The following is a 14682-nucleotide window of genomic DNA, read 5'->3' on the forward strand; positions in this document are numbered from 1 at the left end:
CGTAGGCCGGGCAAGCGCAGCGCCCCCGGCCTCGTGTGTTACAACCGCACCGAATCAATATGCCAGATGTTTTCGGCATACTCTTTGATCGTCCTGTCCGATGAGAAGTACCCCATATTGGCGATGTTTATCATCGACTTCGTGGTCCACTCTTCCGGATGGCGATACAGCTCATCAACCTTATCCTGGCAATCGACATAGCTGCGATAATCCGCCAGCACCTGATAGTGGTCGCCAAAGTTGATCAATGAATCGACCAAATCACGGTAGCGTCCCGGCTCCTCAGGGCTGAACACGCCGCTGCCGATCTGCGTCAATACCTGATGCAGCTCTTCGTCTTTCTCGTAATACTCACGCGGCTTGTAGCCCTGGCTACGTAAAGCCTCGACCTCTTCTGCCGTATTACCAAAGATAAAGATATTCTCTGCTCCCACATGCTCCAGCATCTCAACGTTGGCACCATCCAGCGTCCCGATGGTCAGCGCACCGTTGAGCGCAAATTTCATATTACTGGTCCCAGAAGCTTCGGTCCCGGCCAGCGAAATCTGCTCAGACAGATCGGCGGCAGGAATAATCACCTGCGCCAGACTGACGCTGTAGTTGGGGATAAACACGACCTTCAATTTATCGCCAATCTGCGGATCGTTGTTGATCACCTTCGCGACATCGTTGATCAAATGAATGATGTGCTTCGCCATGTAATAGGCTGAAGCCGCTTTACCCGCGAAGATATTCACGCGCGGCACCCACTCGGCGTCTGGATCGGCTTTGATGCGGTTGTAGCGGGTGATCACATGCAGCACATTCATTAGCTGACGTTTGTACTCGTGAATACGCTTGATCTGCACATCAAACAGCGATTTCGGGTTCACTACCACGTTCAGCTGCTGGGCGATGAGCGTTGCCAGTCGCTTTTTGTTCTCCAGCTTCGCACGACGCACAGCCTGATTCACTAACGGGAAATCACAGTGCTGCTCAAGCTCGCTGAGCTGGCTGAGATCAGTACGCCAGGTGCGGCCAATGTTCTCATCTAGTACGTCAGAAAGCGATGGGTTCGCCAGCGCCAGCCAGCGACGCGGCGTCACACCGTTGGTCACGTTGCAGAAGCGGGTCGGGAAAATCTTCGCAAAGTCAGCAAACAGCGACTGCACCATCAGGTTGGAGTGCAGTTCAGACACACCGTTAACCTTGTGGCTCACCACCACCGCCAGCCATGCCATACGCACACGACGACCGTTTGATTCATCGATAATCGACGTCCGTCCCAGCAGAGCGGTATCGTTCGGATACTGCTCCTGCAACGTCTTCAGGAAGTAGTCGTTAATCTCAAAAATGATTTGTAGATGGCGCGGCAGAATTTTGCCCAGCATATCCACCGGCCAGGTCTCCAGCGCTTCGCTCATCAAGGTGTGGTTGGTATATGAGAAGACCTGACAGCACACCTCAAACGCATCGTCCCAACTGAATTTGTGTTCATCGATCAGCAGGCGCATCAGCTCTGGGATCGACAGCACCGGGTGGGTGTCGTTAAGGTGAATGGCGATTTTATCGGCCAGGTTGTCGTAGGTTTTATGCAGTTGATAATGACGGTTCAGGATGTCCTGCACCGTTGAGGAGACGAGGAAATACTCCTGACGCAACCGCAGCTCGCGTCCCGAATAGGTAGAGTCATCTGGATACAGTACGCGGGAGACGTTCTCGGAGTGGTTTTTATCTTCCACCGCCGCAAAGTAGTCGCCCTGGTTAAATTTACCGAGGTTGATTTCGCTACTGGCCTGGGCATTCCACAGGCGCAGCGTATTCGTAGCGTCAGTGTCATAACCGGGGATAATCTGGTCGTAGGCCACTGCGAGGATCTCTTCGGTCTCAATCCAACGCGTTTTCTTGCCTTCCATCTGCACGCGGCCGCCAAAGCGCACTTTGTAGCGCGTGTTGTGGCGTTTGAATTCCCACGGGTTACCGTATTCCAGCCAATAGTCCGGGGACTCTTTTTGTCGACCATCGACAATGTTCTGTTTAAACATGCCATAGTCATAACGGATACCGTAGCCACGTCCCGGCAGACCCAGCGTTGCCAGTGAGTCGAGGAAGCAGGCTGCCAGGCGTCCGAGGCCACCGTTACCGAGACCGGGGTCATTCTCTTCGTCGATCAGATCTTCCAGATCTAATCCCATACCTTCCAGCGCACTTTTAACATCGTCGTAAATCCCCAACGATAACAGCGCATTGGAAAGCGTGCGCCCAATCAGAAACTCCATTGACAGATAATAAACCTGACGGGTTTCCTGGGATAATTGCGCACGGTTAGAACGCAGCCAGCGCTCCACGAGACGATCGCGCACCGCGAATAACGTGGCGTTCAGCCACTCATGTTTGTTGGCAATGACCGGGTCCTTACCAATCGTGAACATCAGTTTGTAGGCAATAGAATGCTTAAGTGCCTCGACGCTGAGTGTGGGCGATGCATAAGTAAATGGAGCGTTCATATAGGTGATTCCTGGATATCTATTTCAAGCGGTAGTAAAGCTCGCGGTAAGACTTCGCCGCGACTTGCCAGCTAAAATCCATGGTCATGGCCTGGCGTTGAACAAACCGCCAAAGCGAAGGCCGGGACCACAATACGAAAGCACGCCGGATCGCGCGTAGCAGCGACCAGGCATTACTGTCTTCAAAGACAAACCCACTGGCGATACCGTCCGCCAGGTTTTCCAGCGAACTGTCAGAGACCGTATCCGCCAGCCCACCGGTACGCCGCACCAGCGGCAGCGTGCCATACTTCAGTCCATACAACTGCGTTAAGCCGCACGGTTCAAAGCGGCTGGGTACCAGAATGACGTCAGCCCCGCCCATGATGCGGTGCGAGAAGGCTTCGTGATAACCAATTTGTACCCCTACCAGTCCTGGATGTTCCGCCGCAGCGGCCAGGAAGCCTTCCTGTAATACTGGGTCGCCCGCGCCAAGCAGCGCCAGTTGACCACCCTGCTCTAACAGACCCGGCAGAGCCTCCAACACCAGATCTAACCCTTTCTGACTGGTCAGACGGCTCACGACAGCAAACAGCGGCACTTTATCGTTAACCTTAAGTCCCATCGCAATTTGTAGCTGACGTTTGTTCTCCGCCTTCTCGTCCAGCGTGTCGCGCGTATAGCGCGAGGCCAGTAGCAGATCGGTTTCCGGGCTCCAGATTTTTTCATCCACGCCGTTCAGCACGCCGGAAAGCCGTCCTTCCCGATGACGCTGCTGCAACAGACCTTCCATGCCGTAGGCAAACTGCGGCTCGGTAATCTCCCGAGCGTAAGTCGGACTCACCGCCGTAATGTGGTCTGCGTAGTACAACCCGGCCTTCAGGAACGAAATCTGCCCATTAAACTCCAGTCCGTGCACATTAAAGAACGACCATGGCAATTGGATGTCATCCATATGCTTTGCATAAAACATGCCTTGATACGCCAGGTTGTGTACGGTGAACACCGATTTCGCCGGATGGCCGCGCGCCGCCAGATACGCCGGAGCCAGACCGGCATGCCAGTCGTGCGCATGCACCACATCCGGGCGCCAGAATGGGTCAAGCCCGCAGGCCATTTCACATCCGGCCCAGCCGAGTAACGCAAAACGCAGGACGTTATCGGTATAAGCGAACAGGTTGGTGTCGTGATACGGGCTACCAGGACGGTCGTAGAGATGCGGCGCGTCAACGAGGTAAATGCCGACACCGTTGTAATGCCCGAACAGCAGCGTGATTCTGCCTGCAAAGGTATCGCGACGCGTCACTACCTGAGCATCAGGAATGCCGCGACGGATATCCGGAAACGCCGGGAGCAGCACGCGGGCATCTACACCGTCGGCAATTTGCGCGGCCGGTAACGCCCCAAGCACATCCGCCAGTCCCCCGGTTTTTAGCAGGGGGAACATCTCTGAACATACGTGTAAAACCTGCATTATCGCTCCTGTTTGATTTGCAGTTTGCGCAGCATTTCACGCGTGACCAGCACAATGCCTTCTTCTGAGCGGTAGAAGCGACGTGCATCCTCTTCCGCATTTTCACCAATCACCATGCCTTCAGGGATAACGCAGGCGCGGTCAATGATACAGCGACGTAAACGGCATGAACGTCCTACCCATACTTCAGGCAACAACACTGCCGAATCAATGTTACAGAATGAATTCACCCGCACTCGCGGGAACAGAACGGACTGCACTACCACCGAACCAGAAATGATACAGCCGCCGGAAACCAGCGAGTTCAGCGTCATTCCGTGGCTACCGGAACGATCCTGCACAAATTTCGCCGGCGGCAGAGATTCCATATGCGTACGGATTGGCCAGTCCTGGTCGTACATATCCAGTTCAGGCGTCACTGAGGCCAGATCGAGGTTGGCCTTCCAGTAAGCTTCCAGCGTTCCCACATCGCGCCAGTACGGCTCGGATTCCGGGTCAGACTGTACGCAGGACAACGGGAAGGGATGTGCATATGCCATGCCAGCTTCAGTGATTTTTGGAATGATGTCTTTACCAAAATCGTGACTGGAGCTTTCATCGAGATCATCTTCCGCCAGCAATTCATACAGGTAGTCGGCGTTAAAAACGTAGATCCCCATACTGGCAAGGGATTTGGTCGGATCGCCTGGCATGGCTGGCGGGTTAGCAGGTTTTTCAACAAACTCGATAATTTTGTCGCTGTCGTCCACGTCCATTACGCCAAACGCGCTGGCCTCTTCGATAGGCACCGGCATACAAGCCACGGTACAACGCGCGCCCTTCTCGACGTGGTCGATCAGCATACGCGAGTAGTCCTGCTTATAAATATGATCGCCTGCGAGGATCACCACATATTCCGCTTTGTAACGGCGAATGATGTCCAGGTTTTGAGTTACCGCATCCGCCGTGCCGCGATACCAGTTTTCACCCTGCATTCTCTGCTGGGCAGGCAGCAGGTCGACAAACTCGTTCATCTCTTCGCTAAAGAACGACCAGCCGCGCTGAATATGCTGTACCAGCGTGTGCGACTGGTATTGCGTGATCACGCCGATACGGCGGATGCCGGAGTTAATACAGTTGGATAAAGCAAAATCGATAATGCGGAATTTACCGCCAAAGTGCACGGCCGGCTTGGCACGTTTGTTGGTCAAATCTTTCAGGCGGGTACCGCGGCCACCGGCCAGGATCAGGGCAACAGATTTTAATGGCAGCTGGCGCGCCAACATAACACGATCGTTCTTCTCTAAACTCACCATGACTAACTCCTTTTTTATCCTCTATGGAACACACACAGTCCGTGCGCAGGTCCCTGCCAGACAGCCGTAAGCACCGGATTGTCCTCTCCGGCAAATGGGGGAATAGCTCGCCATTCCCCTTCAGGTAAAACGATATCTGTCACCTCAAGCGTGGCGTTAATTGCAATCAGGAAACGGCCAGAAAGCAGGATTTGCATCTGCCTCGGGCCGTTTTGCCACTCATCCGCACTTAAGGGTTGTGCGTACTTATTCAGCCAATGAACATTGCCATCGCCTTCTTCCCACCAGCAATCGCCTGTTAATGCCGGAATTTGCTGACGAAGATGAATCAACGCGGCGGTAAATGTGGTTAGCCCACCGTTTGCCTGCTGCCAGTCCAGCCAGGTCAGGGCGTTATCCTGACAGTAAGCGTTATTGTTGCCGTGCTGGCTATGACCATGCTCGTCACCGGCCAGCAGCATCGGCGTTCCCTGTGAGAGCAACAGCGTGGTCAACAGCGCATGAATGCTGTCGCGCCGCCGTTCAATCAGGTCCAGCGTGCCGCCTAACCCTTCTTTACCATGATTATCACTGTAGTTATTGCTAGTGCCGTCGCGATTTTCCTCACCATTCGCTTCATTGTGCTTATTTGTGAAGCACACACAGTCACGTAGGGTAAAACCGTCATGCGCTGTCACCAGATTGACCGTGGCGCTGGGTTTGCGGCCATTGCGTTTAAACACGTCGCTGGAGGCGGCAAAACGCCCGGCAAATTCTCCCAAAGAGAGATTACGCTGGAGCCAGAAACGTCGCGTCGCATCGCGAAAATGGTCATTCCACTCGGCAAACGGCGGTGGAAAGTTCCCCACCTGATACCCGCCTTCACCGATATCCCACGGTTCCGCAATCAGTTTGACGCGTGAGAGTAGCGGACAGTTTTTGATTGCAGTAAACAACGGCGCATCCTGACGAAACGTAGGCGTACGCCCCATAACGGACGCTAAATCAAAACGAAAACCATCCACGTGGCAAGTTTCAACCCAGTAACGCAGGCATTCACACGCGTACTCCACAACGCCGGGATGGCTCAGATTGAGGGTGTTCCCACAACCGGTCCAGTTGTAGTAATCGCCATCATCCCTGATCCAATAATAGCTACGGTTATCAATTCCGCGCAGCGAGAAGACGGGGCCTTCGAGATCCAGCTCGGCGCTGTGGTTCAAAACGATGTCGAGAATGACCTCAATCCCCGCTTTGTGTAACGCTTTCACCGCATCACGGAACTCATCCAACGCGCTCTCCGGCGAGCAGGCGTAAGCCGGATGCAACGCGAACATAGCGACCGGGTTGTAGCCCCAGTAGTTCGACAAGCCCAGCCGCTGAAGACGCGGTTCGCTGGCGAAATGCGCCACCGGTAGCAGCTCAAGCGCAGTAATGCCAAGGTGCTTGAAATAGTCGATCATTACCGGATGACCCAGCGCTTTATAGGTCCCGCGAAGTTCTTCCGGCAGCTCAGGATGCAGATACGTCAGTCCTTTCACATGCGCTTCGTAAATCACGGTATTGCCCCACGGCGTGCGCGGCGCGGCATCGTCTTCCCAGTCATAATGGTCAGATACCACCACGCCCTTCAGCGCGATGGCGGCATTATCATGATGATCAGGTTCATTTAGCCCGCCGTGCAGCAGCGGGTTATCTTTTAACTCGCCATCCACCCGGCGCGCATAAGGATCGAGCAGCAGTTTCGCCGGGTTAAACCGGTGGCCCTGCTCTGGTTGCCACGGACCATGTACGCGATAGCCATAGCGCAGGCCCGGACGGGCGTTGGCCAGATAACCGTGCCAGACATCGCCGCTACGTCCCGGCAGGTCGTAGCGGAGTTCACAGCCTTGCTCATCGAATACACATAATTCAACGCGCTCGGCGTGGGCCGAGAAAAGCGTGAAATTAACGCCATGGCCGTCATACGTTGCACCATGCGGGGTGGCGTTGCCGGTTGCCAGATGCGTCATTACCCCTCCCGAACCAGCCAGATCGTCGCCAACGGCGGCAACGTCAGGCTCAGTGAGTGCTGGCGGCCATGACTGGCGATTTCATCGCTATGTACCGCGCCGCCGTTGCCGGTATTGCTACCGTGGTAATGCATCGAATCGGTATTGAGGATTTCACGCCATTTGCCCGGCTGATTGATACCGAAGCGATAGCCGTGGCGAGGTACTGGCGTAAAATTGCTGATAACGATAATTTCGTTTCCGGCTTTGTCACGACGAACAAAAATCAGCACCGAACGTTCTTTATCGTCAACCACCAGCCATTCAAAACCATAGGTGTCAAAGTCGAGTTCATGCAGCGCCTTGTGATGGCGGTAGGTATGGTTCAGGTCACGTACCAGACGTTGCACCCCGTGGTGCCAGTTATCGCCGCCTTCCAGTAAGTGCCAGTCCAGACTGACGTCGTGATTCCATTCACGTCCCTGAGCAAACTCGTTGCCCATAAACAGCAGTTTCTTACCCGGGAAAGCCCACATCCAGCCGTAGTAAGCGCGCAGGTTGGCAAACTTCTGCCATGTGTCTCCCGGCATGCGGTCGAGAATGGATTTTTTACCGTGCACCACTTCATCGTGCGACAGCGGCAGAACAAAGTTTTCGGTGTAGTTGTACAGCATGCCGAAGGTCAGCTTGTCGTGATGATACTGACGATAAACCGGATCCAGTTTCATGTAGTCCAGCGTGTCGTGCATCCAGCCGAGGTTCCACTTATACCAGAACCCTAAACCGCCCATGTCCTGCGGTCTTGATACGCCGGCAAAGTCGGTTGACTCTTCCGCCATGCTCACGGCGCCAGGCACCTGCTCGCCAAGAATACGGTTGGTATTGCGTAAAAATTCAATCGCTTCGAGGTTCTCACGACCACCAAATTCGTTCGGGACCCATTCCCCTTCTTTACGGCTGTAGTCGCGATAAATCATCGACGCCACGGCATCCACGCGCAGCGCGTCAATACCAAAACGTTCTATCCAGTACAGGGCGTTACCCACCAGATAGTTGCTGACCTCACGGCGACCGTAGTTGTAGATCAGCGTATTCCAGTCCTGGTGATACCCTTCACGCGGGTCACTGTGCTCATACAACCTGGTGCCATCAAACTCTGCCAGACCAAAATCATCTGACGGGAAATGGCCCGGAACCCAGTCCAGAATGACGTTCAGCCCCGCCTGATGCGCGGCATTCACAAAATAGCGGAAATCATCACGCGTCCCGAAACGACGGGTCGGCGCATACATGCCGGTAGGCTGGTAGCCCCAACTGCCGTCGAACGGATGCTCGTTAATCGGCAACAGCTCGAGATGAGTAAAGCCCATCCACTTGGCGTAAGGAATCAGTTGATCCGCCAGTTCGCGGTAGCTCAGCCAGAAGTTGTTATCAGTATGACGACGCCATGAACCCAGGTGCACCTCGTAGATAGAGATCGGCGCATCAAACTGGTTGGCTTTTTTGCGCTCCTCGCTTTGCACCACTTTTTCGGGCAGGCCGCAGATAAGCGACGCGGTTTCCGGGCGCATCTGCGCTTCGAAGGCGTAAGGGTCAGCTTTAATGCGCAACTTACCGTTAGCATCGATCATCTCGTACTTATACAGCTGACCATGCTGTGCGCCGGGGATAAACAGCTCCCAGATACCGCTCTCTTTACGCAGACGCATCGGATGACGACGGCCATCCCAGTAGTTGAACTGCCCGACCACTGAAACACGTTGGGCGTTGGGCGCCCAGACTGAGAAACGCGTACCGGTTACGCCATCCATGGTATCCGCATGCGCGCCCAGCGTTTCGTAAGGACGCAGGTGCGTACCTTCAGATAACAGCCAGGCATCCATATCCTGGATTAGCGGACCGAAACGATAAGGGTCATCAATCAGATTCTGCTGGCCATGCCAGACAACGGCTAACTGATAACGAAAGAAATTTTTACGGCGGGGAAGTACAGCACAGAAAAAACCGCGAGAGTCGAGGCAGTCCAGCTTGCCGACTTTACGTCCGGTTTTGGGTTCGATCACCCACACTTCTGTGGCGTCTGGAAGTAAGGCGCGGACTTCAAGTCCCGCGTCAGTTTGATGCATACCGAGTACGGAAAAAGGATCCGCAAAATGGCCTGCAATTAGCGCATTAATCACGTCTCTATCGATACGAACGGACATGGTTGTCATCCTGTTTTATGGTGTCACGCCTTCCAACTGATTTTCGACATCAGGTAGTGACACTTTTTTTGACCTGAACGGCGCAGCACAATTGTGCATCCTCTCTGCGTCGTCCCACCTTCAGGCAACAACTTAATACCTCCGGTACTAAGTCACCCTTAAAGAATAGCCAATGCTTTATCTTACTCCTGGTAAAAAATGAAACATCTGCGCTTACTCCTGTATTACGCAAAAAAAGGGGTGATTCCTCACCCCTTGATCGTTAACAAATTATTACGCCAACTGGCGCAGCATACGGCGCAATGGCTCCGCAGCTCCCCACAGCAACTGATCGCCCACGGTAAAGGCTGACAGGAACTCCGGTCCCATATTCAGCTTACGCAGACGGCCTACTGGCGTGGTCAGCGTACCGGTAACGGCCGCCGGGGTTAACTCACGCATGGTGATCTCTCGATCGTTTGGCACCACTTTGGCCCACGGATTGTGTGCCGCCAGCAGCTCTTCCACGGTCGGAATAGACACATCTTTTTTCAGTTTAATGGTGAACGCCTGGCTGTGGCAGCGCAGCGCGCCGACGCGCACACACAGGCCATCTACCGGGATCACAGCAGAGGTGTTGAGAATTTTGTTGGTTTCCGCCTGTCCCTTCCACTCTTCACGGCTCTGACCGTTATCGAGCTGTTTGTCGATCCACGGAATCAGGCTCCCGGCAAGCGGTACGCCAAAGTTATCAACCGGCAGTTCACCGCTGCGGGACAGGGTCGTCACTTTACGTTCGATATCGAGAATAGCAGAAGAAGGGGTCGCCAGTTCATCGGCCACATGGCCATACAAATGGCCCATCTGGGATAGCAGTTCACGCATATGACGTGCGCCGCCGCCGGAAGCCGCCTGATAGGTCGCCACGGAAACCCAGTCGACCAGGTCATTGGCAAACAGGCCACCGAGAGACATCAGCATCAGGCTAACGGTACAGTTACCGCCGACAAAAGTCTTAATACCTTTGTTCAGACCGTCGGTAATCACATCCTGGTTAACCGGATCGAGAATGATGATGGCATCGTCTTTCATGCGCAGCGAAGAGGCCGCGTCAATCCAGTAACCCTGCCAACCGCTTTCACGAAGCTTTGGATAGATTTCGTTGGTATAATCGCCGCCCTGACAGGTCACGATGATATCGAGCGCCTTCAGCGCGTCCAGATCAAAAGCGTCCTGAAGCGTGCCGGTCGCGGTTCCACCAAACGTCGGTGCCGCCTGCCCGAGCTGGGAAGTAGAAAAGAAAACAGGGCGAATGGCGTCGAAGTCACGCTCCTCAACCATGCGTTGCATGAGAACAGAGCCGACCATACCGCGCCAGCCGATAAAACCAACATTTTTCATAGCGTTTTTTCCTGCGAAGATGTGTGCTGTGTATGTATGCCAGCGTCCTGGTGGCATATCCTTCACCATACAAAATGCAGCCAAAGTCGCAAGTGAAATTAATCAATGATAGCGAAGCCATCAGTAATGCGACTTATCCCGCTGCGCAAGCAAGCAGAAAGTCCGCGGTAATTATCAGGGAATTTGAGTTATGAATGAAATCATTTCAGCGGCAGTTTTATTGATCCTGATTATGGATCCGCTCGGAAATCTGCCCATTTTCATGTCCGTATTGAAACATACCGAACCAAAACGCCGCCGCGCGATTATGATTCGCGAGCTGTTCATTGCGCTGTTGGTGATGCTGATATTCCTGTTTGCGGGCGAGAAAATTCTGGCATTTCTTAACCTTCGCGCAGAAACCGTCTCGATTTCCGGGGGCATCATTTTATTCCTGATTGCCATTAAGATGATTTTCCCCAGCGCCACCGGGAACAGCACCGGCCTTCCGGCAGGCGAAGAGCCATTTATCGTACCGCTGGCAATCCCGCTGGTGGCCGGGCCGACAATCCTGGCCTCGTTGATGCTGTTATCACATCAGTACCCAAATCAGATGGGGCATCTGGTGATTGCGCTGCTGATCGCCTGGGGCGGGACATTTGTGATTCTGCTGCAGTCGTCGCTGTTTTTACGCCTGCTGGGCGAGAAAGGGGTGAACGCGCTGGAACGTCTGATGGGATTGATTCTGGTGATGATGGCAACCCAGATGTTCCTCGATGGCGTACGGATGTGGATGAAGGGGTAATATGCTCGCCGGGTGGCGGCCTCGCCTTACCCGGCCTATGGTGTCGATATGTGCCCGTTTCCAGGCCCGGTAAGCACAGCGCCACCGGGCAACAAGACTCAGCTCAGCAGTTGGAAAGCAATCATACCGACAATCGCGCCGACCGTGCCGAGGATAGTTTCCATCATCGTCCAGGTCTTCAGTGTTTGCGCTTCGGTCGCGCCAGTGAATTTACCGAACAGCCAGAAACCGGCGTCGTTAACGTGGCTGACGACGATTGAGCCGCCTGCGATACAGATAGACAGCGCCGCCATCTGCGCACCGGAGTAGTTCAGTTGCTCAATCACCGGCATGACCAGACCGACCGCCGTTAAGCAGGCCACGGTCGCGGAACCCTGAATGATACGTACCGCCGCCGCCAGCACGAAGCAGGTAATGGCAATGGGCAGCCCCATACCGGTTAACGCTTCACCCAATGCCGGGCCAACGCCGGAATCAACCAGCACCTGCTTGAACACGCCGCCCGCACCAATCACCAGCAGAATAATACCCGCCGGTTGCAGCGCGTGACCGCATATCTCCATCACCCGATCTTTTGCCATGCCCTGGCGCACTGCCAGGCCGTAAATCGCCACCAGACAGGCAACCAGAATCGCGGTAAACGGGTGACCGATAAACTCGAACCATTCGTAGGTTGAAGAACCAACTGGTACAAAGCGCGCGGCGATGGTTTTCAGGCCAACCAGTACTAACGGCAGCAGGATCAGCGCCAGACTGAAGCCAAAGGAGGGCATTTTGCCTTCGCCCAGATGCGGCTCGGTAATGTCTTCTGGTACATGCAGTTCAACGTAACGGCTGATGAAATTGCCCCACAACGGCCCGGCAATAATCATGCCCGGAATGGCTGCGCACAGACCAATCAGGATCATCCAGCCAAAGTCAGCGTGCATTTGGGATGCCAGCAGCATCGGTGCAGGTCCCGGCAGCAGGAACGCCGCAGCTGCCGCCACCCCCGCAAACAGCGGAATGACCAGCTTCACAAGATTAGTACCGGTGTGGCGAGCCATCGAGAACGCCACGCTTATCAGCAGCACAATCGCCACTTCAAAGAACAGCGGTAGCGCGCAAATCAGGCCGGCCAGGCCAATCGCATAATGCGCACGGCTGTGACCGAAAGATTTAAGCATCTTGACGGCAATTTGATCGACCGCGCCGGTCTCATGCAGAATCTTGCCAAACATCGCTCCCAGCGCCACCACAATCGCCAGGAAACCGAGCGTGCCTCCCATCCCTTTTTCCATGGTCGCCGCGATTTTATCAAGCGGCATACCGGAAAAGAGACCTGCACCAATGGACACCACCATCAAAGCAACAAAGGCATGCATACGCGCCTTCATCACCAAAAACAGCAGTAATAAAACAGACCCTACTGCTGTTAAAACAAGCGTTAATGTAGTCACTACTTACTGCCCTGGTTAATCACTTCAATGGTGCTAGCTACCACACCGTCCAGCGGCTGATCGATATCAACCACCAGAACATCATTTTCATTCGCACCCGGTTCTTCCAGCGCTTCGAACTGGGTTACCAGCATTTGCGTTTTGAAGAAGTGGCCTTTACGTGCCTTCAGGCGGCTTTCGATTACGTCGAAATCGCCTTTCAGGTAAATGAATGAAAGGTTCGGGTTACCGTCGCGCAGCTGATCGCGATAGACTTTTTTCAGCGCGGAACAGACGATCAGCGACACCTTATTGGTACGCTGCATCGCAAAGGCGGCGTCATTCAGCGCCTGTAACCACGGTTTACGGTCGTCATCGTTGAGTGGCTCACCGGAAGCCATTTTCATGATGTTGCTGCGCGGATGGAGAAAATCGCCATCAAGAAACGCGGCCTGCAGTTGATGCGCCACTTCGCTGGCGACAGCAGATTTACCGCTGCCCGATACGCCCATCAGAACGTAAACGTGGTGATCATGATTAGTCGTGCTCAAAGCGTTGCCCCCACTGGTACAAGAATCAGGAAATTGTTACGGGTAACTGTTATCGGTAACATTGTCCAGCCGGATAAATGGAGAAGCAATATCCATTCGTGCTCGAAGTGTATAAGTGTGAGCTACTTCAAAGTTGTTGGCTTAAATAGATCCACCCGGTGACAAGGTGAAACCTAAATCTAACATTTTAGGTGTGACTGCTTCACCTCGGATACGCGCCAGCAGGCGTTCTGCGCCAATGCTGCCCATCCGTTCACGCGGCGTGAGCACACTCGCCAGACGCGGCTCCATTACCTGGCCGATATCATGGCCGTGGAAACCGGCAATCGCCATATCATCCGGGATTTTCAGCCCTAAACGCTGACATTCAAATGCCGCCCCTACCGCCAGGTCATCGTTGGTACAGAACACACCGTCCAGTTGCGGATATTCACGCCGCGCCTGACGGATAAGTTCAATACCGGATGAGTAAGATGAAGACTGCTCCACCATCACGCTGTACGGCACCAGATTGGCATCGCGCATAGCCTGTTCGTAGCCCCTCTGTTTGATGATAGTACGTTCATCAAGACGCGCGCCGAGATAAGCAACATGACGGTGTCCACGGGCGATGATAGCGGCGGTCATCTGACGTGCGGCCTCGAAGTTATCAAAACCGACGGCGATATCCAGACACGGGGACTGACTGTCCATCAGCTCGACGACCGGGATTCCCGCGACTTCGATCATTTTCAGCGTACGGGGTGTATGGCTACGTTCAGTGAGGATCAGACCATCGATATTCCACGACAGCATCGACTCCAGACGCTCTTGCTCCATTTCGGGCTTATAGCCGTAGTGCGCCAGCATGGTTTGATAACCATGCGCGTCGGTGACGGCCTCAATGCCGCGTAACACTTCAGCAAAAACCTGGTTGGTGAGAGACGGTAACAGCACGCCGATAGCGCGACTGGTGGCGTTAGAAAGGATATCAGGTGCGCGATTGGGAATATAACCCAGCTCATCAAGTGCAGCGGCAATTTTGCCCCGCAGCGCCACGGAGACCTGCTCCGGGTTACGCAAAAAGCGGCTGACCGTCATTTTGGTCACGCCCACGCGGTCGGCTACATCCTGAAGTACGGGTCTTTTCTTTTTCATCGTC

10 protein-coding genes and 1 pseudogene are annotated in these 14682 nt (G+C 54.3%); 2 read left to right on the forward strand and 9 right to left on the reverse strand.

What is annotated here, in order from left to right; all coding sequences use genetic code 11:
• Window positions 1-38: 38 nt before the first annotated feature.
• The 6 genes from glgP to asd all read right to left on the reverse strand — a co-directional run bounded on the left by glgP (window position 39) and on the right by asd (window position 10788).
• Window positions 39-2486 carry a glycogen phosphorylase gene (gene glgP, locus FDW96_RS13365; protein WP_137365814.1) on the reverse strand — a complete coding sequence of 816 codons (2448 nt, stop codon included), beginning with the start codon at window positions 2484-2486 and terminating at the stop codon, window positions 39-41.
• A gap of 19 nt (window positions 2487-2505) precedes the next feature.
• Window positions 2506-3939, reverse strand: coding sequence for a glycogen synthase GlgA (gene glgA / locus FDW96_RS13370; RefSeq protein ID WP_137365815.1), 1434 nt, complete (start codon window positions 3937-3939; stop codon window positions 2506-2508).
• Window positions 3939-5234 carry a glucose-1-phosphate adenylyltransferase gene (gene glgC / locus FDW96_RS13375; protein ID WP_042311877.1) on the reverse strand — a complete coding sequence of 432 codons (1296 nt, stop codon included), beginning with the start codon at window positions 5232-5234 and terminating at the stop codon, window positions 3939-3941. Before glgC ends, glgA begins: the two co-directional genes overlap by 1 nt.
• A 14-nt stretch (window positions 5235-5248) precedes the next feature.
• Window positions 5249-7225 (reverse strand): glycogen debranching protein GlgX, encoded by a 1977-nt coding sequence (glgX, locus tag FDW96_RS13380; RefSeq protein ID WP_137365816.1) that lies wholly within the window; start codon window positions 7223-7225, stop codon window positions 5249-5251.
• The gene (glgB, locus tag FDW96_RS13385; protein WP_137365817.1) at window positions 7225-9408 is read right to left on the reverse strand and encodes a 1,4-alpha-glucan branching enzyme; all 2184 of its coding nucleotides are present in this window, start codon (window positions 9406-9408) and stop codon (window positions 7225-7227) included. Before glgB ends, glgX begins: the two co-directional genes overlap by 1 nt.
• A 273-nt stretch (window positions 9409-9681) precedes the next feature.
• Window positions 9682-10788, reverse strand: a complete 1107-nt coding sequence (gene asd, locus FDW96_RS13390) for an aspartate-semialdehyde dehydrogenase (RefSeq protein WP_069323790.1) — start codon at window positions 10786-10788, stop codon at window positions 9682-9684.
• A 190-nt stretch (window positions 10789-10978) separates the two neighbouring features.
• On the opposite strand from asd, the gene yhgN reads away from it, so the two are divergent.
• On the forward strand, window positions 10979-11572 hold the full coding sequence (yhgN, locus tag FDW96_RS13395; RefSeq protein WP_003023480.1) for an NAAT family transporter YhgN: 594 nt from the start codon (window positions 10979-10981) through the stop codon (window positions 11570-11572).
• An 8-nt stretch (window positions 11573-11580) separates the two neighbouring features.
• Window positions 11581-11748: pseudogene (locus FDW96_RS26180) on the forward strand (MarC family protein); the annotation flags it as partial.
• Here the strand turns inward: FDW96_RS26180 and gntU are convergent.
• From gntU to gntR, 3 genes are all read right to left on the reverse strand, one after another.
• On the reverse strand, window positions 11671-13011 hold the full coding sequence (gntU, locus tag FDW96_RS13400) for a gluconate transporter (RefSeq protein WP_032940610.1): 1341 nt from the start codon (window positions 13009-13011) through the stop codon (window positions 11671-11673). The pseudogene FDW96_RS26180 and the gene gntU sit on opposite strands and share 78 nt — an antisense overlap.
• A complete protein-coding gene (gntK, locus tag FDW96_RS13405; protein ID WP_003023475.1) occupies window positions 13011-13541 on the reverse strand; it encodes a gluconokinase in 531 nt (176 codons plus the stop codon). The genes gntU and gntK overlap by 1 nt, the downstream gene beginning before the upstream one ends.
• 141 nt (window positions 13542-13682) lie before the next feature.
• Window positions 13683-14678, reverse strand: coding sequence for a gluconate operon transcriptional repressor GntR (gntR, locus tag FDW96_RS13410; protein WP_008786351.1), 996 nt, complete (start codon window positions 14676-14678; stop codon window positions 13683-13685).
• Window positions 14679-14682 lie beyond the last annotated feature (4 nt).

This window comes from Citrobacter sp. TBCS-15, from assembly GCF_005280815.1.
Lineage (GTDB): Bacteria > Pseudomonadota > Gammaproteobacteria > Enterobacterales > Enterobacteriaceae > Citrobacter > Citrobacter werkmanii.